This is a genomic window from Actinomadura sp. NPDC023710 (assembly GCF_040639875.1).
GTDB lineage: Bacteria > Actinomycetota > Actinomycetes > Streptosporangiales > Streptosporangiaceae > Spirillospora > Spirillospora citrea.
Genome location: NZ_JBFAGB010000011.1, coordinates 91,995 through 113,732, shown reverse-complemented (window position 1 = coordinate 113,732; position 21,738 = coordinate 91,995). Strand labels below are relative to the sequence as shown.

The 21,738-nt window shown below is 71.8% G+C and carries 21 protein-coding genes; 6 read left to right on the top strand and 15 right to left on the bottom strand.

Going from position 1 to position 21,738, the window contains the following annotated elements:
- Nucleotides 1–20: 20 nt before the first annotated feature.
- Together AB0H37_RS15015 and AB0H37_RS15010 are read right to left on the bottom strand one after the other, a co-directional pair.
- Complete coding sequence (locus AB0H37_RS15015) at nt 21–2,576, bottom strand: polynucleotide kinase-phosphatase (protein WP_360613093.1); 2,556 nt, start codon at nt 2,574–2,576, stop codon at nt 21–23.
- Nucleotides 2,573–4,006 carry a 3' terminal RNA ribose 2'-O-methyltransferase Hen1 gene (locus AB0H37_RS15010; protein ID WP_360613091.1) on the bottom strand — a complete coding sequence of 478 codons (1,434 nt, stop codon included), beginning with the start codon at nt 4,004–4,006 and terminating at the stop codon, nt 2,573–2,575. Before AB0H37_RS15010 ends, AB0H37_RS15015 begins: the two co-directional genes overlap by 4 nt.
- A 107-nt stretch (nt 4,007–4,113) precedes the next feature.
- Here AB0H37_RS15010 and AB0H37_RS15005 point away from each other — a divergent pair, with 107 nt between their 5' ends.
- A complete protein-coding gene (locus tag AB0H37_RS15005) occupies nt 4,114–4,944 on the top strand; it encodes a TIGR02452 family protein (RefSeq protein ID WP_329087932.1) in 831 nt (276 codons plus the stop codon).
- On the opposite strand, the gene AB0H37_RS15000 is transcribed toward AB0H37_RS15005, so the two are convergent.
- The gene (locus AB0H37_RS15000; RefSeq protein WP_360613089.1) at nt 4,941–5,705 is read right to left on the bottom strand and encodes a TetR/AcrR family transcriptional regulator C-terminal domain-containing protein; all 765 of its coding nucleotides are present in this window, start codon (nt 5,703–5,705) and stop codon (nt 4,941–4,943) included. The two genes, AB0H37_RS15005 and AB0H37_RS15000, sit on opposite strands and share 4 nt — an antisense overlap.
- 168 nt (nt 5,706–5,873) lie before the next feature.
- Between AB0H37_RS15000 and AB0H37_RS14995 the strand changes: the two genes are divergently transcribed.
- A complete protein-coding gene (locus tag AB0H37_RS14995; protein WP_329087928.1) occupies nt 5,874–7,580 on the top strand; it encodes an MFS transporter in 1,707 nt (568 codons plus the stop codon).
- A gap of 59 nt (nt 7,581–7,639) precedes the next feature.
- Here the strand turns inward: AB0H37_RS14995 and AB0H37_RS14990 are convergent, their stop codons facing one another.
- Together AB0H37_RS14990 and AB0H37_RS14985 are read right to left on the bottom strand one after the other, a co-directional pair.
- Nucleotides 7,640–8,566: an LLM class F420-dependent oxidoreductase gene (locus AB0H37_RS14990; protein WP_360613087.1), complete on the bottom strand. Its 927-nt coding sequence runs from the start codon at nt 8,564–8,566 to the stop codon at nt 7,640–7,642.
- A gap of 58 nt (nt 8,567–8,624) precedes the next feature.
- Complete coding sequence (locus AB0H37_RS14985) at nt 8,625–9,275, bottom strand: hypothetical protein (protein ID WP_360613085.1); 651 nt, start codon at nt 9,273–9,275, stop codon at nt 8,625–8,627.
- 180 nt (nt 9,276–9,455) lie between these two features.
- On the opposite strand from AB0H37_RS14985, the gene AB0H37_RS14980 reads away from it, so the two are divergent.
- Nucleotides 9,456–10,487, top strand: a complete 1,032-nt coding sequence (locus AB0H37_RS14980) for a glycoside hydrolase domain-containing protein (RefSeq protein ID WP_360613083.1) — start codon at nt 9,456–9,458, stop codon at nt 10,485–10,487.
- 1 nt (nt 10,488) lies between these two features.
- Here AB0H37_RS14980 and AB0H37_RS14975 read toward each other — a convergent pair whose 3' ends face one another.
- The 5 genes from AB0H37_RS14975 to AB0H37_RS14955 form a co-directional block, all read right to left on the bottom strand.
- Entirely contained in the window at nt 10,489–11,670 is a 1,182-nt protein-coding gene (locus tag AB0H37_RS14975) for a GNAT family N-acetyltransferase (RefSeq protein WP_360613081.1), read from the bottom strand.
- A gap of 86 nt (nt 11,671–11,756) precedes the next feature.
- Nucleotides 11,757–12,269: a GNAT family N-acetyltransferase gene (locus AB0H37_RS14970; RefSeq protein WP_360613080.1), complete on the bottom strand. Its 513-nt coding sequence runs from the start codon at nt 12,267–12,269 to the stop codon at nt 11,757–11,759.
- A 276-nt stretch (nt 12,270–12,545) separates the two neighbouring features.
- Entirely contained in the window at nt 12,546–12,971 is a 426-nt protein-coding gene (locus AB0H37_RS14965; protein ID WP_329087915.1) for a hypothetical protein, read from the bottom strand.
- A 229-nt stretch (nt 12,972–13,200) separates the two neighbouring features.
- The gene (locus tag AB0H37_RS14960; RefSeq protein ID WP_360613078.1) at nt 13,201–13,662 is read right to left on the bottom strand and encodes a hypothetical protein; all 462 of its coding nucleotides are present in this window, start codon (nt 13,660–13,662) and stop codon (nt 13,201–13,203) included.
- Nucleotides 13,659–14,045, bottom strand: coding sequence for an ATP-binding protein (locus AB0H37_RS14955; RefSeq protein WP_360613076.1), 387 nt, complete (start codon nt 14,043–14,045; stop codon nt 13,659–13,661). Before AB0H37_RS14955 ends, AB0H37_RS14960 begins: the two co-directional genes overlap by 4 nt.
- A 122-nt stretch (nt 14,046–14,167) precedes the next feature.
- Here AB0H37_RS14955 and AB0H37_RS14950 point away from each other — a divergent pair, with 122 nt between their 5' ends.
- Nucleotides 14,168–14,914, top strand: a complete 747-nt coding sequence (locus AB0H37_RS14950; RefSeq protein WP_360613074.1) for a GntR family transcriptional regulator — start codon at nt 14,168–14,170, stop codon at nt 14,912–14,914.
- Nucleotides 14,915–14,959: 45 nt separating this feature from the next.
- On the opposite strand, the gene AB0H37_RS14945 is transcribed toward AB0H37_RS14950, so the two are convergent.
- The 3 genes from AB0H37_RS14945 to AB0H37_RS14935 all read right to left on the bottom strand — a co-directional run bounded on the left by AB0H37_RS14945 (nt 14,960) and on the right by AB0H37_RS14935 (nt 19,033).
- Nucleotides 14,960–15,361, bottom strand: coding sequence for a PASTA domain-containing protein (locus tag AB0H37_RS14945; protein WP_360613072.1), 402 nt, complete (start codon nt 15,359–15,361; stop codon nt 14,960–14,962).
- A 308-nt stretch (nt 15,362–15,669) separates the two neighbouring features.
- Nucleotides 15,670–17,007 carry a class I SAM-dependent RNA methyltransferase gene (locus AB0H37_RS14940; protein ID WP_329087906.1) on the bottom strand — a complete coding sequence of 446 codons (1,338 nt, stop codon included), beginning with the start codon at nt 17,005–17,007 and terminating at the stop codon, nt 15,670–15,672.
- Nucleotides 17,000–19,033, bottom strand: coding sequence for an APC family permease (locus AB0H37_RS14935; RefSeq protein ID WP_329087904.1), 2,034 nt, complete (start codon nt 19,031–19,033; stop codon nt 17,000–17,002). Before AB0H37_RS14935 ends, AB0H37_RS14940 begins: the two co-directional genes overlap by 8 nt.
- A 259-nt stretch (nt 19,034–19,292) precedes the next feature.
- Between AB0H37_RS14935 and AB0H37_RS14930 the strand changes: the two genes are divergently transcribed.
- Complete coding sequence (locus tag AB0H37_RS14930; RefSeq protein ID WP_179836369.1) at nt 19,293–19,958, top strand: TrkA family potassium uptake protein; 666 nt, start codon at nt 19,293–19,295, stop codon at nt 19,956–19,958.
- On the top strand, nt 19,958–20,617 hold the full coding sequence (locus AB0H37_RS14925) for a TrkA family potassium uptake protein (RefSeq protein WP_179836370.1): 660 nt from the start codon (nt 19,958–19,960) through the stop codon (nt 20,615–20,617). Before AB0H37_RS14930 ends, AB0H37_RS14925 begins: the two co-directional genes overlap by 1 nt.
- 2 nt (nt 20,618–20,619) lie before the next feature.
- Here the strand turns inward: AB0H37_RS14925 and AB0H37_RS14920 are convergent, their stop codons facing one another.
- Complete coding sequence (locus AB0H37_RS14920; RefSeq protein ID WP_329087900.1) at nt 20,620–21,315, bottom strand: DUF3159 domain-containing protein; 696 nt, start codon at nt 21,313–21,315, stop codon at nt 20,620–20,622.
- Between the two features lie 28 nt (nt 21,316–21,343).
- Nucleotides 21,344–21,676: an OB-fold nucleic acid binding domain-containing protein gene (locus AB0H37_RS14915; RefSeq protein ID WP_218936192.1), complete on the bottom strand. Its 333-nt coding sequence runs from the start codon at nt 21,674–21,676 to the stop codon at nt 21,344–21,346.
- Nucleotides 21,677–21,738: the final 62 nt, after the last annotated feature.

The window sequence follows — 21,738 nt, the reverse complement described above, 5'->3', positions numbered from 1 at the left end:
GCCGTGGCGCGCGCGGCCGATCAGAGGCGCGGGTCCACCGGCTCGGACTCCAGCGCCAGGACGGCGAAGACCGCCTGGTGGACGCGCCACAGCGGCTCCCGGCCCGCGAGCCGGTCGAGGGCCTCGGTGCCGAGCGCGTGCTCCCGCATCGCCAGGGACCGCTTGCGCCCGAGCGACCTGCGGCGCAGCCGGTCGAGGTGCTCCGGCTCGCGGTAGTCGGGCCCGTAGATGATGCGCAGGTATTCCGGTCCGCGGCACTTGATCCCGGGCTGGACCTTGGCGTCCTCCGGAAGCGGCCCCAGCGGCTTGACGACCATGCCTTCGCCGCCCGCCGCGGTGAGCTTCTCCCACCACTCGGTGGCCGCGGCCTCCGACTCCGGCGACCCCAGGTCGACGGTCATCGACCCCGTCCGCTGGACGAGCCCGCTCGCGTCGCCCTCCGCGAGCCGCTCGGCCACGGACATGTGCCACTCGTGGTCGCGCAGGGTCGCCCAGGAGCGCCCTTCCCCGGCGAGGACCTGGAACGGCGCGAAGCGCACGCCGGTCAGCCCGTCCACCGTCCAGCAGTAGCGCGCGTACGCGTCGCGGAAGCGGAACGCGTTCGCGGCCCGCCGGTCGATGCGCTCGCGCAGGCCGCCGAGGTCGAGCCCCCGCCCGTCCGCCCGCGCGAGCACGTCGGCCGCCACGGGCAGGGCGGCGCGGGCCGCCGCGCCGGTCGCCGCGTACTGGGTGCGGATGAGGTCCATCGCCTTCGCCGACCACGGCAGCAGCTCGCCGTCGAGGACGAGCCATCCGGTGTCCAGTTCGTCCCAGAGTCCCGCCGCGCCGATGGCGGCGCGCAGCCGGTCCAGGACCTCGGCCGTGCGGGACGGGTCGCGGAAGAAGGAGCGCCCGGTGCGCGTGTAGACGGCGCCGGTCGTCCCGTCGTCCACGCCGAAGCGCTCCACGGCCACCGAGGCGTCGCGGCACACGACCGCCACGGCGCGCGAGCCCATGTGCTTCTCCTCGCACACCGCGCGCAGGACGCCCTTGCCCCGGTACGCGGCGAGGGCCTCGGCCGGATGCTCCAGGTACCCCGGCAGGGACGACGTCTCGGCGGGGGCCATGGTGGGCGGCAGGTAGACGAGCCAGCGCGGGTCCACGGCGAACCGGCTCATCACCTCCAGCGCGGCCAGCGCGTTCTCCTCCCGGACCGAGACGCGGCCCATCAGGCGGGTCTCGACGCCCTGGTTCCCGAGGACGTCCCCGATGTTGAGGACGTCGTTCTCCCGGCGGCCGCCCGCGCTCCCCCCGGCCGGCGCCTCCAGCGGACGCGTCGGCTCGTACCAGACCTGCCGCGCCGGAACCGACACCAGCTCGCGCTCCGGATACCGCAGCGCCGTCAGCTTCCCGCCGAACACCGCGCCGGTGTCCAGGCAGATGGTGTTGTTCACCCATTCCGCCTCCGGGACGGGCGTGTGGCCGTACACGACCATCGCCTTGCCCCGGTAGTCGCGCGCCCACGGGTAACGCACCGGCAGGCCGTACTCGTCGGTCTCCCCGGTCGTGTCGCCGTAGAGCGCGAACGAGCGGACCCGTCCGGACGCGCGGCCGTGGTAGTCCTCCTTGAGTCCGGCGTGGGCCACGACCAGGCGTCCGCCGTCCAGGACGTAGTGGCTGATGAGGCCGTCCATGAACCGCAGCGCGCCGTCGCGGAAGCCCTCGTCCTCGGCGGCGAGCTGCTCCATCGACTCGGCGAGCCCGTGCGCCAGGCGCACCTTGCCCCCGCGCAGGGCGCGGACGAGCTTGGCCTCGTGGTTGCCCGAGACGCACAGGGCGTCGCCGGCGGCCACCATCCCCATCACCAGGCGCAGCACGCCCGGCGAGTCGGGCCCGCGGTCGACCAGGTCGCCGACGAAGACGGCGGACCGCCCGCCGGGGTGGTTCGCGCCGACGGCGCGTCCCCGCGCGTCCCGGAGGATCTCGTAGCCGAGGTCGGCGAGGAGGTCCTCCAGCTCCGCGCGGCAGCCGTGCACGTCGCCGATGACGTCGAACGGGCCGGTCAGCTCGCGCCTGTCGTTCCACGCCTTCTCGTACCGGATCGTCGCGGCGTCGATCTCGTCGGGACCGGTCAGGACGTGGACGCGCCGGAACTCGCGGCCCAGCGACTTCATGCTGCGCCTCAGCTCGCGGCGCTGGCGCGGGATGACGTGCGGGGCGAGGTCCCGGTCCGGACGACCGGCGTTGCGCTCGGCGGCGAGGCCCTCGGTGACGTCCAGCACGATCGCGACCGACAGGACGTCGTGCTCCTTGGCCAGCCGGCGCAGCGACTCCCGCGCCTTGCTCTGCACGTTGGTCGCGTCCACCACGGTCAGCAGGCCGCGCCGCAGGCGCTTGCCCACGATGTAGTGCAGCAGGTCGAACGCGTCGCCGGTGGCCGCCTGGTCGTTCTCGTCGTCCGACACGACCCCGCGGCAGAAGTCCGACGACACCACCTGCGTCGCCTTGAAATGCTTGCGCGCGAAATGCGACTTGCCCGATCCGGACACGCCGACGAGCACGACAAGGCCCATCTCGGGAACCCTGATCTCGGTCATCGGGTGAACACTCCCATCTGCGTCGGCGCGCCGACCTCGGGGTCGTCGTCGCCCACGGGCACGTGGCGGACGCGGTAGCCGTGCTCGGCGGCGACCCGGTCCGCCCACGCGCGGAACTCCGGCCGCGTCCATTCGAAACGGTGGTCGGGGTGGCGCATCGCCCCGGGGGCCAGCCCCTCGTAGCGGACGTTGTGCTCGGCGTTCGGGGTCGTGACGACCACCACGCGGGGCGAGGCGTGGCCGAACACGACCCGCTCGACGGCGCCGAGGCGCGGCGGGTCGACGTGCTCGATGACCTCCATCAGCACGGCCGCCTCGTACCCGCGGAACCGTTCGTCGGCATAGGTCAGCGCGCCCTGGAAGACGTCCTGGACGCGGTCGTTCTCGCGGCGCGGCTGCTTGTCCAGGCGCAGGCGCCGCGAAGCGTGGCCGAGCGCCCGGTACGACACGTCCGACCCGGAGATCTCGCTGAAGAACTCGTCCTTGGCCAGCCGCGCCAGCAGCTTCCCCGAGCCGCAGCCGAGGTCGATGACCCGGCGGGCGTCCTCGTCGTGCAGCGCCTGCACCACCGACCGGAGACGCAGTTCCGCGAGCGGGACGGACGCCTCTTCGGGCGCCGCCTCCTCCTGGCCTTCCTCGGCGGCGGGCCCCTCCTCCTCGACCTCCACCGGGTCGAGCTCCTCGTCGGGCGCGTCCTCGGCGTCGGCGAGGCGGCCCAGCGCGGACTGCACGAGGCTGCGCCGGTTGGCCAGGTACCGGCGCGTGATGGCGCCGCGGTCGGGGTGTGCGGCGAGCCAGCCCTCCCCCGCCCGGATCAGCTTGTCGACCTCGTCGGGCGCCAGCCAGTAGTGCTTGGCGTCGTCCAGGACCGGCAGCAGCACGTACAGCTGGTTGAGGGCGTCCGCGAGCCGCAGCGTCCCGGTCAGCGTGAGCGTCACGTACCGGGAGTCGCCCCACTCGGGGAAGTCCGGGTCGAGCGGCACGGGCGCGGCCGACACGTCCCAGCCGAGCGGCGCGAAGAAGCGCTCGGCCTGGCCGGGCCCGCCCCGGCACGGGAGCGCGGGAAGGACGATCTCCAGCGGGACGGGCGTCTCCACCAGCTCGGGACGCAGGTCGCAGCGTCCGCGCATGGCGGTGCGGAACACGTTCGCCATGGCCGACGCCAGGAGCGACGACGCCGCGTACGGACGGTCGTTCACGTACTGGCCGAGAGAGAAGTCGGGCGTGCCTCTGCCGCGCGTGCGCACGAGCTGGACCGGGTCGACGTCCAGCAGCAGGGCCGCCGTGCAGCGCTGCTCCTCCGCGTCCGGGTAGAAGACGTGCGCCGTGCCGTGGGACTGCTCGAAGCGCTGCACCCGGTCGGGATGCTTGTGCAGGAGGAACCCCAGGTCGGTCGCCTGGCTCATCGTCGTGGTGATCGTCAGAAGCACGCCCCAAGTGTGGCCGAACACGCCGAACGCCCCCATCCATTTTTCCGGAACGCCGGTCTTAAAGGGTTTGCGTCCGGGTTCGGCAGGCCAGCAGAATCCGGGGGGACATGAGCAGACACCCCCGCCGCATGACCGCGCAGGAGACCGTGGCCATCCTCGAGCGCGGCGACTACACGGCGCCGTCCGGCCGCGCCGTCTCGATCGCGGACGGCCTGGCCGAGGCCGTCCGGCGCACCGTCCTCTACCGGCCGGACGAGCTGGACACGCTGCTGAAGCGGCTCCCACCGGCCGACCCTGACACGCGGACGCGGATCGAGGTGACCGGCGAGACCACGCTCGCCGCCGCGCGACGGCTGTGCGCCCCCGGGACGACCCCGTTCGCGCTCAACTTCGCCTCCGCGAAGAACCCGGGCGGCGGTTTCCTGAACGGAGCCCACGCCCAGGAGGAAGGGCTGGCGCGTTCGTCGGGCCTGTACGAGTCGCTGCTCTCTGCCAGGGAGTACTACGACTTCCACCGCGCCCAGGGAGATCTCCTCTACAGCGACCACATGATCTACTCGCCGGACGTGCCGGTGTTCCGGGAGGACTCCGGACGGCTCCTGGAGGAACCGTACGGCGTCACGTTCCTGACGTCGCCCGCCCCGAACCGCGGCGCGATCCGGGACGCGGGCAAGGCCCGGCAGGTTCCCGAGGTGCTGCGGCTGCGGGCGCGCAAGGTCCTCGCCGTGGCGCTGGCCAACGGCCACACCCGGCTCGTGCTCGGCGCCTGGGGCTGCGGAGTGTTCCGCAACGACCCGGCCGAGGTCGCCGAAGTGTTCGCCGAAGCGCTGCGTCCGGGCGGAGGGTTCGCGGACCGGTTCGAGCACGTGGTCTTCGCCGTCTGGGACACCGCCGCAGGCGCTCCCAGGCACGCGGCCTTCGAGCGCGCCTTCGCCTAGCCGTCCCCCGCGGGGCGGGACGCCTCCGCGGCGTACGAGGCGATCCCCCGGACGAGCATGTCGAGGCCGAACTCGAAGCGCCCGTCGCCGTCCTCCGCGGTGAGCTCGTCAACCATGCCGGAGACCGTCGGGTAGCGGTCCTTGGGCAGGGCGGCGAAGTACTCGCGGATCTGGTTGAGGTACTCCTGGAAGTACGTCCACGGGTCCCCCGCCCCCGCGGGCGTCTTGGCGTGGTGAAGCGTGTCCTCGATGGCGTCGGCGTCGAGGAACATGCCGAGGGTGCTGACGGCGAGCCCGGCGATCCGCTTCGGGACGCCGCCGGCGTGCATGAGGGCGAGCTGCGCCTCGGCGACGTCCAGCAGATGGGGTCCGGTGGGGATGAGCGCCATCGACACCACCGCGATGTCGCGGTGCGAGGTGTAGACGCGGCGGATCTCGCGCGCCAGCTCCTTCAGCTGCTCCTGCCAGCGCTCCGGGTCCGGGACGGGTAGCCGGATCTCGGCGGCCACCCGGTCGAGCATCAGCTCGCGCAGTTCCTCCTTGCTCGAGACGTGGGCGTAGAGGGACGCCGGGCCCGTGCCGAGCTCCTGGGCGACGCGGCGCATGGTGACGGCCTCCAGCCCCTCGGCGTCCAGGACGCGGATCGCCGTGTCGACGACCAGCTCCTGCGTGAGCGGCTGCCGGGCGGGCGCGGCCTTGCGCGGCCTGCGGCCGGGCGGCGTCGGCATGTCCGGGCGTGCGCCTCGGTCGGCTTCGGCCACGTCGGGACCTCCCAATCTCGCGATACATCTTGACTATCGCGAATCGCGATATATCTTCTCTACTGCGGAGAGAATTCTTCGAAACACGAACATCGTACTTGACACGAACAGCGTTCGCCCTTAGAACATTGTTCGTAACCAACGAACACTGTTCCCCCCGGAGTGACCATGACCGACACACTGACCTCCCCTGCCCGGGGCACCGCTGACGGCGGCTACCGCTGGCGCTGGGTCGCCCTGTTCGTGATCCTCGCCGGCGAGGTCATGGACATGCTGGACGCCCTGATCACGGCCATCGCGGCCCCCACGATCCGCGCCGAGCTCGGCGGGTCGGCGGCCACCATCCAGTGGCTCGCCGCCGCCTACACCCTCGCCATGGCCGTCGGGCTCATCACCGGCGGCCGCCTCGGCGACCTCTACGGACGCAAGCGGATGTTCGTCATCGGCGCGGCCGGCTTCACGGTCGGCTCGCTGCTGTGCGGCATCGCCGGCTCCCCCGGGATGCTGGTCGGCGCCCGCGGCATGCAGGGCCTGTTCGGCGCGCTGATGCTGCCGCAGGGCATCGGAATGATCAAGCAGATGTTCTCGGCGAAGGAGATGGGCGCGGCGTTCGCCATGTTCGGGCCGGTCATGGGGCTGTCGTCGGTCGGCGGCCCGGTGCTGGCCGGCTGGCTGATCGACGCCGACCTGTTCGGCACCGGCTGGCGGATGATCTTCCTGATCAACCTGCCGCTGGGCGCCGCCGCCGTGCTGGCCGGGCTGAAGTTCCTGCCCGAAGGGCGCGCCGAGCACGCCTCCCGCCTCGACCTCACCGGCGCCGCCCTGGCCTCCCTCGGCGCCGGGCTGCTGGTCTACCCCCTCGTCCAGGGCCGCGAGCACGACTGGCCCGCCTGGACGTTCGCCATGATGGCCGCCTCCCTCGTCGTGTGGGGCGCGTTCGCCTGGTACGAGACCCGCAAGCAGCGCCGCGGCGGTGACCCGCTGATCGTGCCGAGCCTGTTCCGCAAGCGGGGCTTCACCGGCGGCCTCGTCGTCGGCCTGGTGTTCTTCTCCGGCGTCGCCGGCCTCGGCCTGGTGCTGGCGCTGTTCTTCCAGCTCGGGCTGGGCTACTCCCCGCTCAAGGCGGGCCTCGCGCAGATCCCGTGGTCGGTCGGCATCGTCATCGGGTTCGGCGTCATGCAGGCCGTGCAGAGCCTCGGCCGCAAGGTGATCCACGCGGGCGCCGTCATCATGGCCGCCGGGATCGCCGGGCTGTACTTCACCCTCCGGTACGCCGGGATCGACGTCACCCCCTGGCAGCTCGTCCCCGCGCTGACCGTCACCGGCATCGGCATGGGCCTGCTGATGGGGCCCTTCTTCGACACCGTGCTCGCGGGCGTCGAGCCCGAGGAGACCGGCTCGGCGGGCGGCACGCTCACCGCCGTCCAGCAGCTCGGCAGCGCGCTCGGCGCCGCCGTCCTCGGCACGGTCTTCTTCGGGCTGCTCGGCGGGCACGTCGCGACCGCCGCCGACGACGGCGCCGCCGCCCTGCGCCGCGACCTCGCCGCCGCGTCCGTCCCGGCCCCGCAGCGCGACCGCGTCGTGGACGGTCTGCGCGGCTGCGGCCGCGACCGCGCCACCGCCAAGGACGCCGCCGCCGTGCCCGCGTCCTGCCACCGTCTTGAAGAGGCCACCGTCGCCGCCGTCACCGCGGCGCCGCAGTCGGCGCCGGCCGTCCAGAAGGCGGTCGCCGAGGCCGGGGAGCACGCGGCCAAGGTCGGGTTCGGCGACGCCATGAAGATCACGCTGTGGGTCGAGGTCGGGCTCCTCGGCCTGACCTTCCTCGCGACGTTCCTGCTGCCGATGCACGCGCGCCCGGAAGAGGAAGCCGCCTGACGGAACGCAAAGGGCCCGCGCCCGGGGAAACTCCCCCGGGCGCGGGCCCTGTCTCGTCGTCAGACCTTGCCCATCACCTCGGAGGCCAGCAGCTCCAGGTGATCCAGGTCGCTCATGTCGAGGACCTGGAGGTAGAGGCACTCCGCGCCCAGCTCACCGAACCGGCCGAGCTTGTCGACCAGCTCCTGCGGAGTCCCGGCCAGACCGTTCTCGCGCAGCTCGGGCGCCTTCCGCCCGATGGCGTCGGCGCGCCGCTTCACCTCCGCCTCGTCCCGCCCGCAGCAGACGACCTGCGCGGCCGAGTACACCAGCGGCCTGGTCCGGCCCGCCTCCGCGCACGCCGCGCGGACCCGGTCGAACGCGCCGCCGGTGTCCTTGAGCTGGTGGAACGGCACGTTGTACTCGTCGGCGTAGCGCGCGGCGAGCCGCGGCGTCCGCTTCGCCCCGGCCCCGCCGATGATGATCGGCGGACCGCCCGGCCGCACGGGCTTGGGCAGCGCGGGCGACCCGCTCAGGGTGTAGTGCTCCCCGCTGAAGGAGAAGGTCTCGCCGGACGGCGTCCCCCACAGCCCGGTGAGGATCTGCAACTGCTCCTCAAGCCGCTCGAACCGCTCGCCCAGGCTCGGGAACGGGATGCCGTAGGCGGTGTGCTCCTCCTCGTACCACCCCGTCCCGAGCCCCAGGTCGACGCGCCCGCCGCTCATCTGGTCGACCTGCGCGACGGAGATCGCCAGCGGCCCCGGGTAGCGGAACGTCCCGGCCGTCACCAGCGTGCCGAGCCTGATCCGGCTCGTCTCCCGGGCCAGCGCGCCCAGGGTGATCCAGGAATCGGTCGGGCCCGGCTCGCCCGTCACGTCCCCCATCTTGAGGAAGTGGTCGGAACGGAAGAACGCGTCGAAGCCGAGGTCCTCGGCCGCCCTGGCCACGGCGAGCTGTGTCTCATACGTCGCCCCCTGCTGGGGCTCGGTGAAGATTCGAAGTCGCATGTCCCCATCCTCGTACGAACCCGGCGGCCGTCGCGCGGCGGGTCGACGCCCGCCGGTGTCATCGCGCAGAAGAGATCCTCCGCACCGCCGCCGGCTTCTTGGCCGCCGGCTTCTTGGCCGCCGGCTTCTGGGCCGCCGGCTTCTTGGGTGCCGCCTTGGAGTGGCCGAGGTGGGCGGCCCCGGCGACGCGGACGGCCGGGAACGTGCGGGACGCGTGCGCCCTGCCCCACCTCACCGTCCCGCGCAGGTGGATTCTCTGGCCGGGCCTGGCGCTCCTGGACACTTTGGCCTTGAGGGCGCCGGTCACCGTCTGCCCCTTCCGCACGGCGCCGAGGTCGCATTCGACCGTCCACCCCGCGGCCGCGCAGTCCCTGTTCCCCGAGACGAACGCCAGCGATCTCGGCAGCCTCGCCCTGAACACCGCCTTGCCGGACTTCCGCGGCCCCTTGGCGGTCAGCTTGAACGTCCACTCGTAGGTGCGTCCCGGGACCACGGCGCTCGCGGGGCCGCTCGTGCGAAGCGCCACGCCCGCGGCGTGCACGCCGTGCGGCTTGGGTCTCGTCCTCGGGCCGGGACCGTCGGCCCGCGCCGCGGCCGGCGCGAGCACGCCCCCCAGCAGCGGTGCGGCGAGCGCCAGCACCATGCCCTGCACCCTCAACGTCCGGATCACTACGAACCCCCCGTGGCCTGCGGTTTTCTTACCGGTCACCGTCCGTTCTAGTGATCAGGAGGCGCGCCCGCCAACGCGGCGTCGGCGTGTCGTCACACACGGCGACTCTTGACCGCCCCACCCCTTCAGGACGGTCAACCTCCGCAATCTCCTGCGCCCCAAAGCACAAAGCCTGTTAAATCGCCAAGACCGTGACAATCCCCGACACATGGAGCTGACATGGCTGTCTTCGGCGTCGACTACGCGTGGGGCCGCCCCGGCGCGCCCGCGCTGGAACGCGCCGGGGCCGAGTTCGCGTGCCGCTACCTGTCGCACGACACGACCGGCAAGAACCTGACCCGCAAGGAGGCCGACGAGCTGTCCGCCGCGGGCATCTGGCTGGTCGTCGTGTGGGAGTCGACCGCCAAGCGCCCTCTCGACGGGCGGTCCGCCGGCGCGGCCGACGCCCGCGACGCCGCCGCCCAGGCCGAGGCGTGCGGCATGCCGGACGACCGGCCCGTCTACTTCGCCGCCGACTGGGACGCCACCTCCGGGCAGCAGGACGAGATCAACGCCTACCTGGACGGCGCGGCGAGCGTCCTCGGCCGCGGCCGGGTCGGCCTGTACGGCGGGTACGGCCCGGTCAAGCGCGCCTTCGACGCCAAGAAGATCACCTTCGGCTGGCAGACGTACGCCTGGTCGGGCGGCAGGTGGGACGCCCGCGCCCAGCTCCAGCAGTACTCCAACGACCACACGATCAACGGCGTCGGCGTCGACTACGACCGCGGCGTCAAGAGCGACTACGGGCAGTGGCGCGTCGGCGTCTCGCCCCAGGGAGAGGACGACATGCCCGACTACGTGTCCGTCGGCACCGGTGGCGACCACCAGGAGCTTCCTCCCGGCAAGTGGACCGAGGTCACCTGGAGCAAGGAGTACTCCGACAAGGAGCACCAGCACAACGACCCGGGCGGCCCCAGCCTGCTGACCGGATCGGCCCGCTACAGCCTGTCGGTGAGCGCGGCGCTGAGCGGCGTCCCCGCGGGCACGCTCATCCAGGCCCGGGTGATCGAGGTGGCGGACGGCAACGCCTCCGACTACCAGGTCGGCCCCGTCCAGGACTTCATCTCCGTCGGCGACACCACCAACCTCGTCTACGGCCTCGCCGCCGACACCGTCGAGGCGGGCAAGCGCGTGCGCTTCCAGCTGCTCCACCAGGGCGCCGCCGCCGCGACCATCGCCAAGGCCAGCGCCAAGGTCTTCTTCTGGCGCTGACTCAGAAGTCGTCGTTGAGGTAAGGCGCCAGAGGAACGGCCAACGCGGCCTCCAGACGGGCCGCCGCGCCGGGCGTGTGCTCGGCGACGGCGCCGATCCGGACCAGCGTGACCGGACTCTGGCCGCCCAGGTAGACGGCCGCGAGGTCGGCCGCGCTCAGACTCAGGTCCGGCGGCCCGGAGGCGCGCTCGCAGACAGGCGCCGCGCCGGTCTTGAGCAGCCAGCGGCCCGCGTTCGCCGGGATGCGAGGATCGTCGACCTCCAGGACGAAGGCGTCCTCGGCGGCCCAGGAACGGGCCCGAAGAGCGGCCGGCAGGTCGACCAGACGGAGCCACAGCGCGCCGTAGTCGCTCTTGACGGCGACCCGGTCGGGATCGACGACCATGTGCGGCAGCAGGTCGTCCACCGGGCGGTTCGGCGCCTCGACGCGGGACGTCAGGTCGATCGACGCCAGGAACCCCCAGAGCGCGGCCTCGGCCCCGGGCGTGTCGGCGACAAGGTCGACGACCCTGACCGTCCCCTTCAAGACCCGGTAGACCGCGTAACCGGCGGGATGCACGACGATGCGCGGCGCGGTGTACCCGGGGGCGTCCCGGTCGACCGGCCGCAGGATCCCCCGCGCCCACCACTCCGGGTCGCGGACCAGGCCGCCAGGCCGCACCGTCAGCGACCGCCGATGGATCGGGTCGACCACATCGAACGCCGACGCGACGTCAACGAGCCGAAGCGGCCGGTCGTCCGGCACCGTCCGCAGCTCCAGCGGACGTGACGTGTCCACCTCCAGCCCGATCGCCCGCGTGGCCAGACCGAACCCGTACCGACCGTAGATGGCGCCTTGGGACGCCCAGAGCGCGGCGACCGGGCGCCCCGCGGCGATCGCGTCAGCGGCCATCCGGTCCATCATGGACGTCAGGATCCCCCGGCGGCGGTGCGTGGGCAGGACCCCGACGAACGTGACCGCCGAGCAGTCGAGCAGCGCACCCGGCACCGCGAGCCGCATCGGCAGGGCCGCCAACTGCCCGACCTTGGTCTCCCCGTCGAAGGCGCCGATCCGCTCGGCACGCGCGACCGGCCACCCGTCCCGCTCGCGGTCGATCTCCTCCACGGGAACGTGGAACACCATCCCGGCGAAGTCGACCATCAGCCCGGCATCGGCCTCCGGCACGTCCCTGATCTCGATCACACAACCACGCTAACCCGTGGGCGCAACCCATTTTCCGAGGTCAGCCACGTAAGAGCGTTGCGAGGCACTCCACGCGGCAGGTCGCGTCAGGCGTCTCCGCCGAGTCGCTTGACCAGAAACCGCGCGGGATCGACCACTTCATGGCGGGTCCCATGGTCGTCGATGTAGTGGTACCGATCGAAGTAGCGGCAGCCGGTTTCCTGGTAGCCGAGTCGCAGGTAGAGAGCGGCTGCGCGCTGGTTGTCGTCGTCCACACCCAGCCCGATCTGGTCGTGGCCGCGTTGGCGGACGAGGGCTTCTGCCGCGTCGATGATGGCGCGCCCGATGCCCTGGGACCTCAGTTCGGGCGGCCAGACGCCCAGACCGTTGAGCTCGGGGCAATCCGGATGCCGCTGCCTCACTTCGGGAGCGGCGCAGCCGTGCCACAGGATCTGCGCCGTTCCGACGGGAACGCTCTCGGCCCAGGCGATCAGGAACGTGGTGAGACCGCGCTGCTGCTGGTCGAACCGTGCCGCGTGCCTCCTGGTCCGGCCGGGCGAGGGGATCCGGGACTCCAGCAGCTCAAGGTCTTCCTCCCTGCACTCTCGGATACCGACCACCCGCCAAATCCTTTCCGGACGTCGTCTGCAAGACCGCGCGGACGCTCCCGCCTTCCGGCTTCGCGTAAGAAGGACGTTTCACCCTGCCCGATATGCCGGTAATCTCCGCGCGGACGGCCCCGCCCAATTCGCCTGGGCGGGGCCGCCACCTCATGTGGCGGGTCGGCCGGTGCCGGGACACGTGGTCCGGCTGCCGGGCGGCTGATGCGCCGGCGTCGGCTCACCCGCCCCGGCGGACGTGGACTGTCCGCAGTTAGGGCAATTCGCCATCTCTCATCACACCTCCTCTCTCTGCTGGAACTCACCCCCCTGGCCGATCGAGGCACCAGCGGACGCCAGGTTTCGGAAAACGCCGAAGATGTCGGCGCCGCTGTGCATGCGCACGATGACGCAGCACGGTCGCAGCCCGGCGTCCTCGCGGGTCGACTTCCGCTCGACCGCTCGGATCTCCGGATTCCCCCCGTTAACGATCAGCGCGGCGAGGTGCTGCTCGATCAGGCTCAGCGACGTCCGGCCCGAGCTCGGCAGTTCCGGCAGGGTCACCGGCACGGGCGGCTCACCGGTGACCGGGACCTCCTCGCGGTCATCGCCCGACGGCGGACTGGTCCGAACCCATTGGAGTTCGATCTGGGCGCCCGTGGACAGAGTGATGATGTGCCCGAACCGGGGATCGGTGATCCCCGCGTCGGCGAAGGGCTTCACGCTGGTGATGGCCGGGGAACCGCTCAGCACGCCCTCGACCCATGGAGCCCATCGGGGCAGTCGCATATGTCCTCCTGTCGTCGCGTCGCTCACGCGCGCACGTCACGCTACCGGGTCGAGCGCCCACGCCCCTTCGGTGCGACCTTCGCGCAACCTCTCCCGTGCCTGGCATGGTCGGGCACGGCGGCGGAGATAACGGCGCCACCTGATCAGCTGACCACCACCCGGCTCATGGTCGGGCTGCCAGCAGCCCGACGAGGGCGACCTCCGCGCCGGTGATGTCGCCCGCCTCGGCCAGCGGTTCACCCCAGTGCGTCCAGAACCAGAGCCGTCCGCCGTCGCTTCCCCGCGCCTTGCACGTGATCTTCACGGCGCGAGGCACACCGGCGCCGTCGAGCGCCGCCTTCACGGTGAGGCTGGAGCCGTCGAACTCCACCTCGAACCCACGGACCGCCATGTGCTCGCGCAATGCGGCGAGGCCGGCTACGTCGGTCTTCTCCAGCAGGGCGCGCAAGCCCACGCAGGAGCGCGCACCCAGCATCATCGGCTCCGTATCGTCCCGGACCGCCTGATACGGGGCGAAGGAATCGACCAGCTTGATCGTCCAGTTCGGGAACTCCTTGCTCATCTCGGCAAGCTGGAGGACGATGTCGTCCGCCGTCGCGGCCATGAGATCGCGGACGTTGCTCATTGCTCGCTCCAGGTCAGCTCGGCCCACATGGTTTGCCCGTCGGCATCGGCGTCGTGGCCGACCTTGTCAGCGTGGGCGAAGACGATGAACAGGCCGCGGCCGTGGTCGTCCTCGTCCACCGGGAGGCCGGAGAAAGGCTGCCAGCGCGTCCCGTCGCCGGAGTCGCGGACGGCGATGCGGGCGCGGCCGGGCGCCACCGCCACGGTGACGGTGACCTCGCCGCCGTCGCCGCTCGGCGTGTGGCGCAGCGAGTTGGCGACGAGTTCGGCGGTGACGAGTTCGGCGTCGTGCCGGCGCGGGGAGTCGCCGAGCATCCCACGTACGAAGGCCCGGGCGGCCGGCACCATGGACGTGCAGCCGGGGTAGGTCTGGCTCCACTCCACGGAAACCACCTACGGTCTGTGATCGTGTCGTCACAGGAACAACCTGTGCGCACAGCTTGCAAGCAGTGCGCACAGGTTGTCAAGCTGTGTCCGAGCACTCGCACCCGGCAATCGGAGACGCCGTGACCCAGCCCGCATACCAGCGCATAGCCGACGATCTGAGGCAGCAGATCATCGACGGTCGACTCGCGCCGGGTGAGCGGGTTCTGTCGCGAACCCAGATCCGTGAGCAGTACGAAGTGTCCGATCAGGTCGCCATCGGCGCCGTCCGTCTGCTGACCTCCGAGGGCTTCCTCGAAGCGCGCTCCGGCTCGGGCACGTATGTGCGACGCAAGCCTGAGCTGAAGCGCCTCGCCCGCTACTGGTACGGCACGTCGGACCGGGACGGCTCGCCGTTCCGGTCAGAGATGGCCAGGCAGGGCCGCGAAGGCACGTGGCGCGTCTCGTCCGAGACCGGCTCCGCCACCCCACAGATCGCCGAGCGGCTCGAATTCGCGGCGGGTGACCCGGTCATGACGAGCCGATACACCTTCCTGGCCGACGAGCGACCCGTGATGCTGTCCACGAGCTGGGAGCCGCTCGCCCTCACCGGCGGCACACCCATCATGTTTCCGGAGGAGGGCCCGCACGCCGGCGCCGGAGTGGTCGCGCGGATGCGGGCGATCGGGCAGCACATCGAGTCGGTGCAGGAGGTCGTGACGGCGCGGCCCGTGCTGCAATCGGAGGCGGAGCTGCTCGGCGAGGCACTCGGGTCGGTCGTGCTGGTGATCCGGCGTACCTATCGCACGGCGGAGCGTCCGGTGGAGACGGCCGCCATCATCGTCCCCACGGACCGGTACGAGGCGGAGTACGTCCTCCCGGTGGAATGACGACCGCCCGCCGGCAGGCTGGCCGACGGGCGGTGATGTGCCGGGCTATTCTCCGATCTTCTTCGAGTACAGGGTGATCGTCGCCTCCGGCGCCACGCTCGTCCCAGCCTTCGGCTTCTGGCGGACCACCTGCCAGTTGCGGTCCAGGATGAGCATTCGCCCCTGTCCGGTCGCGTCCTCCTCCTGCAGCATCCAGAGTCCGGCCGCCTGCATGATGTTCTGAGCGGTCTGGTGGTTCTTCCCGACCACGTTCGGGACGCGGACCTTCTTCGCGGCCGGGACTTTCGTGCTGCTCGGGGAGACGGTCGGCGTACTCACGGGCGCGGTGGCGCTGGGCGGTGCGACGGTCACGGTCTTGGCGGGGGTGGCATTCTCCGCGGTGCCTCCGCACGCGGTGAGGGCCAGGGCGGCCGCGAGAAGTGCGGCATGGATGGTGAGTCTGCGCATGGACGGTCCTGTCGTGATCTGCCGACGGCGGAGGGACGCGTGTTGGACGCTTCACCTTCCGTGAACGGTTCACGCAGGGTAGCCCTCTGTCACTATCCGGCCACGCTCTTCCTGTCGGCGCAGCCCATCTCGCTGGGATTGGGGCCGCGAAATTGGAGCGGCGCTGACGCCATGCGGTCATGATCGTGCACGGCGTTCACGCACCTCGCGCATGCGTCGTTGGTGCGTCATGAGGGGTGGGAATCTACGTCCCTCGGCGTCCCGTCCAATCCCTCACAGACCGACAATCTGGCTGCTCAGGGCGCTGGTCAACCTCTGACGAGGGTGGCGAGGCACTCTACGTGGTGGGTCATGGGGAAGGCGTCGAAGGCGCGGAGGGACTCCAGGGTCCAGCCGCGTTCGCTGAAGTAGGCGAGGTCGCGGGCCAGGGTCGCCGGGTCGCAGGAGACGTAGGCGATCTTGCGGCCGGCGATGCGGGTGATGTGGTCGACGACCTCGCGGCCCGCGCCGGTGCGGGGCGGGTCGAGGACGACGAGGTCGGCCTTCCGGACCCGGGAGCCGCCGTGGTGGCCGGTGCCGCGCTTGTTCTGCGTGCGGGAACCCGAGGACGCGCGGCCGAACTCCAGGTCGGTGATGACCTCCTCGACGGAGCCGCGCTCGATCGAGACGTTCGGCAGGTCGCGCAGGTTGAAGCGGGCGTCGCGGACGGCCTGGCCGTCCGACTCGATGCCGACGACGAGGCCCTCGTCGCCGACGCGGTCGGCGAGGACGCCGGCGAACAGGCCGACGCCGCAGTACAGGTCGAGGGCGATGTCGCCGGGCTTCGGTTCGAGGGCGTCCAGGACGGCGTCGGCGAGCAGCTGCGCGGCGCCCGGGTGCACCTGCCAGAAGCCGCTGCCGCTGACCTGGTACAGCCGCCCGGAGACCTCCTCGCGCACGTACGGGAGCCCGGCGCCCGGTTCGGGCTTGCCGCGCACGAGCCGGACCGGCACGTCCAGCCGCGGGACCCGGATCTTGCGGCGGTCGCGGCCGCGCAGCACCACCAGGCGGTCGCCGGTGCTCGCCGACACCACGCCCTCGACGCCGGTCGCGCCCGGCCAGCGCTTGCGCTCGATGCCCATCAGCTCCACGCCGGGGTGGGCGATCAGGCACTCGTCCACGGGCTCGATGTCGTGCGACCGGTGCTTGCGCAGGCCGACGGCGCCGGAGGAGACCGAGAACTGGACGCGGGTGCGCCAGCCGAGCCCCGGCGGCGGCGTCACCTCGCCGTCGACCGGGTACGGGACCTCCTCCACGACGACCGTGCGGGTGATCCCGGCGAGCCGCTCCAGCTGCTCCTGCACGACCGCGGCCTTGAGCGCCCGCTGGGCGGGCAGGGAGGCGTGCTGCCAGTCGCAGCCGCCGCACCGCCCGGGACCGGCGAACGGGCAGGGCGCCTGCACCCGGTCGGGGGACGCCTCGATGATCTCCACGGCGTCGGCGCGGAGGAAGTTCTTGGTTCGGTCGGTGACGCGGGCCCTCACCCGTTCGCCGGGCAGGGCGTGCCGGACGAAGACCACGCGCCCCTCGTGCCGGGCGACGCAGAAACCGCCGTTGGCGACGTTGCCGACCTCCAGTTCGAGGACGTCGGGTTCGAGTTCAGTCACGGTCCGAAACACTACCGGCACCGGGGTGTGCCCCGGTCCGCGGCGGGCGCCGGGACGAGCCGGGCCCGGGCGGCTCGGTCCGCCCCTTGAGCCGGTCGGAGGACTGCAGCTGCCACGCGACGCTCGTCACCATCACGCCCGGCTGGAACAGCAGCCGGCCCTTCAGCCGCAGCGCGCTCTGGTTGTGCAGGAGCTGCTCCCACCAGTGGCCGACGACGTACTCGGGGATGAACACGGTGACGACGTCGCGGGGGCTCTTGCGGCGGACACTCTTGACGTAGGACAGGACCGGGCGCGTGATCTCCCGGTACGGCGAGTCGAGGATCTTCAGCGGGACGGGGATGTCGAGGGCGTCCCACTCCTGCTGGAGCCGCTGCGACTCCTCGGCGTCCACCGCCACGGTCACCGCCTCCAGCGTGGACGGGCGGGTGGCGCGGGCGTAGGCCAGGGCCCGCAGCGTCGGCTTGTGGATCTTGGAGACGAGCACGATGCCGTGGTTGCGGGCGGGCAGCACGACGTCCTCGCCGGAGGGCACCAGCTCCGCGGCGACCCGGTCGTAGTGCCGCCTGATCCCCTTCATCAGCAGGAACAGCAGCGGCATCGCGATGCAGACGATGTACGCGCCGAGCGCGAACTTGGTGATCAGCACGACGACCAGGACGATGCCGGTGAGGGTGGCGCCGAAGGCGTTGATCCCGCGGGAGGTGCGCATCCGGCGGCGCTGCGTCGGGTCCGACTCGGTGGACAGGAGCCGGTTCCAGTGCCGGACCATGCCTACCTGGCTGACGGTGAACGACACGAAGACGCCGACGGTGTAGAGCGGGATCAGCCGGCTGACGGACGCGTCGTAGGCGTAGATCAGCAGCCCGGCCATGGTGGCCAGGATGATGATGCCGTTGCTGTAGGCGAGCCGGTCTCCGCGGGTGTGCAACTGCCGCGGCAGGTAGCGGTTCTGCGCGAGGACCGAGCCGAGCACCGGGAACCCGTTGAACGCGGTGTTGGCGGCGAGGAAGAGGATCAGCGCGGTCATCGCGGTGACCAGCGCGAACCCGGGGGTGAAGTTGCTGAACACCGTGTGCGCCACCTGCGCGATCACCGGGTCGGCGTCGGTCACGGGCTTGCCGGTGGACGGGTCGATCAACTGGCTGCCCTGGTCGGGCTCGGCGAACTTGGCGTCGGTGATGTAGGCGAACGCGCTCACGCCGCCGAACATCGTCATCGCGACGAGTCCGAGCATCAGCAGGGTGGTGGCGGCGTTCTCGCCCTTGGGCTTGCGGAACGCGGGCACGCCGTTGCTGATCGCCTCGACCCCGGTCAGCGCGGCGCAGCCGGAGGAGAAGGCCCGCAGCAGCAGGAACACCAGCGCGAACCCGGCGATGCCCGTCTCGTCGCCGCGGACCTCGTAGTGCGCCGTCTCGGCCTGCAGTTCGGTGCCCGAGGCCAGCCGGACCAGGCCCCACGCCAGCATGCTGTAGACCGCGAACATGAACAGGTAGGTGGGGATCGCGAAGGCGGCCCCGGCCTCCTTGAGGCCCCGCAGGTTGCCGAGGGTGAGCAGCACGACGATGACGATCGCGACGGCGACCTCGTGCGGCTGCATGAACTTCAGCAGGGCGCCGAGGTTCTCCACCCCCGACGACACCGACACCGCCACGGTGAGGACGTAGTCGACCAGCAGCGCGCTGGCCACCACGACGCCCCAGTTGTCGCCGAGGTTGGTGGTGGCGACCTCGAAGTCGCCGCCGCCGCTCTGGTAGGCCCGGACGTTCTGCCGGTAGGAGGCGACCACGGTCAGCAGGATGATCACGACGGCCGCGGCGATCCACGGGGTGTAGTGGTACATCACGAGGCCGCCCGCGCCGAGCGCGAGGAGGATCTCCTGGGGGGCGTAGGCGACCGACGACAGCGCGTCGCTCGCGAAGACGGGCAGCGCGATGCGCTTCTTCAGCAGCTGCTCGTGCTGCTGGGAGCTGCTCAGCGCGCGGCCGAGGAGGAGCCGCTTCGCGAGGTCCGGAACCTTTGACACGCAACGAGACTCTAGCCCCTGCGGACCGCCGCCCTGGCGCCCGGCCGCCCCTGTCCCGCGGGCGCCGCGCGACCGCCTCGCCGCCCCGACGGATTGCTGGTTGAGTAGTACTCGCCTGGGCGGATGTGTAGGTTTGCAGCCCGGCAGGGATCATTCACAGGAAACGGTCCTCGGGTGCGGCGCGGTGTCGGCGGCGAATGCCGTGCCCGGCGCGGGGGGTACAGGGGGAGCATCCCCCTGGACGGAAGAGGGAACGGCCGTGCATATCGTGATCATGGGATGCGGGCGGGTCGGCTCGACGCTCGCCCACATCCTGGAGGACAAGGGTCACTCGGTGGCCATCATCGACCAGAGCCCGGAGGCGTTCCGCCGGCTGCGCAGCGGGTTCCGGGGCCGCCGCATCACCGGGTTCGGGTTCGACCGCGAGGTCATCGCCGAGGCGGGCATCGAGCGCGCGTCGGCGTTCGTGGCCGTCAGCAGCGGCGACAACTCCAACATCATCTCCGCGCGGGTGGCGCGCGAGACGTTCGGGGTCGACAACGTGGTGGCCCGGATCTACGACCCGCGCCGGGCGGAGGTCTACCAGCGCCTCGGCATTCCCACGGTCGCGACCGTCCGGTGGACGGCCGACCAGATCCTGCGCCGGCTGCTCCCCGAGGGCGCCGAGCCGCTGTGGCGCGACCCGACCGGCGCGGTCGTCCTCGCCGAGCTGGACTCCGGCCACCTGTGGGTGGGCGAGAAGGTCGGCGAGCTGGAGGAGCACGCGGGGACCCGGGTGGCGTTCCTGTCCCGGATGGGCGAGGCGCTCGTCCCCGAGCGGGACACCGTGATCCAGGACGGCGACATCGTGCACATCATGGCGGGGGCCGACGACCTGGAGCGCGTCAACGCCGCGGTCGCGGCGCGGAACGGAGAGGACGCTTGATGCGGGTCGCGATCGCGGGGGCCGGCGCGGTGGGCCGGTCCATCGCCCAGGAACTGCTGGAGAACGGCCACGAGGTGCTCCTGATCGACAAGAGCCCGAAGGCCATCAAGGTGGAGCTGGTGCCGCGCGCGGAATGGCTGCTGGCCGACGCGTGCGAGATCGCCGCCCTGGACGACGCGGCGCTGGAGCGCTGCCAGGTGGTGGTCGCCTCCTCCGGCGACGACAAGGTCAACCTGGTGGTCTCGCTGCTGGCCAAGACCGAGTACGGGGTCCCGCGCGTGGTGGCGCGGATCAACCACCCGAACAACGAGTGGCTGTTCAACGAGTCGTGGGGCGTGGACGTGGCGGTCTCCACGCCGCGGCTGCTGTCGGCGCTGGTCGAGGAGGCCGTCAGCGTCGGCGACCTCGTCCGGCTGATGACGTTCCGGCAGGGCGAGGCCAACCTGGTGGAGCTGACGCTGCCCGACGACGCCCCCCTCGGCGGCGAGCGCGTCGGCTCGGTGGCCTGGCCGCGCGACACCGCCCTGGTGGCGATCCTGCGCGAGGGCCGGGTGCTGGTCCCGACGTCCGACGACACCCTGGAGCCGGGCGACGAGCTGATGTTCGTGGCCAGCCAGGACGTGGAGGACGAACTCGCCGAACTCCTCGGCGGCCGGTAGCGCTAGGCGGGTTTCTCGCTCTCGGCCGGACCTCCGCGCTGGATGGGGGTACGGCCGCGGGCGAGGAGCCAGACCATGGCGGCGAGCGCGGCGACCTGCAGGGGCCAGCCCATCACGATCTTGGCGGGGCCGAGCAGGCCGCTCTGGTCGCCGTCCGCGAGGTAGATCGGGTACTGGACGCCGACGCGCAGGATGCAGGGCAGCACGAGCAGCCAGGTGAGGCGGGAGCACAGCCGGACTATCCCGGGGTCGGCCCGCCAGGCGGTCGGGTCGCCCGTGACCGATCCGATGATGAAGCCGACGACCGGCCAGCGCACCGCGATCGAGAAGATCATCGCGGCGGCGTAGCCGGCGTTCAGCATGATGCCGGGCAGGAAGGCGTTCTCGGCCTTGCCCGAGCGCAGCGCGAAGAACGCGGCGATGGCGATGCCGAACAGGCTGTTGAGGACGAACTGCGGGCTGGAGCGCTGCGCGATCCGGACCAGGAGCAGCACCACCGCGGCGCCGACACCGGCGCCGACGGCGAGCTTGACGTCCTTCGCGGCGACGTAGGTGGCGGTGAAGGCGATCGTCGGCACCGCCGCCTCGACCATGCCGCGCACGCCGCCGAGCGCCTTGGTGAGCTGGGCGCGGACGGCCGCCTCCACGGTGTCGTGCGCGGCGGTCTCCCGCGCGGTGCCCGTTTCCGTTTCGCTCACGTCGCTCTCCCGGCGGATCGCCGCGGCCTCACACGCCGCCGCGCAACTCGTATCGCGGATTGAACATGACCTTGCGCCCGTCCTGCTCGCTCACGAGTCCCTCGGCGCGCAGCCGGCGCCCGGGGTCGATACCGGCGATCCTGCGGCGGCCGAGCCAGACCAGGTTGATCACGTCGGTGCCGTCGTAGAGCTCGGCCTCCAGGGCGGGGGCGCCGCCCCGGGGACGGAGCGTCACGGTACGTAGCGTACCCGCCACGCAGTGCCGCTTGCGCGCGCCGCAGTCGGTGATCGGTGTCGCGCCCTCGTCGCCGGTGGTCTTCTGGAGCTCCTCGGCCTCCAACTCGGCCTTGGTGGACGCCATGCGCCGCAGGAAGCGCCGCAGCCCGCCCTTGCCGCGCTCGCGCCCGCGGGGCTCCGCCCCCG

What these genes read in the sequence shown, in the direction of transcription:
- AB0H37_RS14980 (WP_360613083.1), top strand. Translation starts at nt 9,456, where the DNA reads ATGGCTGTCTTCGGCGTCGACTACGCGTGGGGCCGCCCCGGCGCGCCC.
- AB0H37_RS15015 (WP_360613093.1), bottom strand. Translation starts at nt 2,576, where the DNA reads ATGACCGAGATCAGGGTTCCCGAGATGGGCCTTGTCGTGCTCGTCGGC.
- AB0H37_RS14995 (WP_329087928.1), top strand. Translation starts at nt 5,874, where the DNA reads ATGACCGACACACTGACCTCCCCTGCCCGGGGCACCGCTGACGGCGGC.
- AB0H37_RS14915 (WP_218936192.1), bottom strand. Translation starts at nt 21,676, where the DNA reads ATGGCGTCCACCAAGGCCGAGTTGGAGGCCGAGGAGCTCCAGAAGACC.
- AB0H37_RS14990 (WP_360613087.1), bottom strand. Translation starts at nt 8,566, where the DNA reads ATGCGACTTCGAATCTTCACCGAGCCCCAGCAGGGGGCGACGTATGAG.
- AB0H37_RS14945 (WP_360613072.1), bottom strand. Translation starts at nt 15,361, where the DNA reads ATGCGCAGACTCACCATCCATGCCGCACTTCTCGCGGCCGCCCTGGCC.
- AB0H37_RS14925 (WP_179836370.1), top strand. Translation starts at nt 19,958, where the DNA reads ATGCGGGTCGCGATCGCGGGGGCCGGCGCGGTGGGCCGGTCCATCGCC.
- AB0H37_RS14960 (WP_360613078.1), bottom strand. Translation starts at nt 13,662, where the DNA reads ATGAGCAACGTCCGCGATCTCATGGCCGCGACGGCGGACGACATCGTC.
- AB0H37_RS15005 (WP_329087932.1), top strand. Translation starts at nt 4,114, where the DNA reads ATGAGCAGACACCCCCGCCGCATGACCGCGCAGGAGACCGTGGCCATC.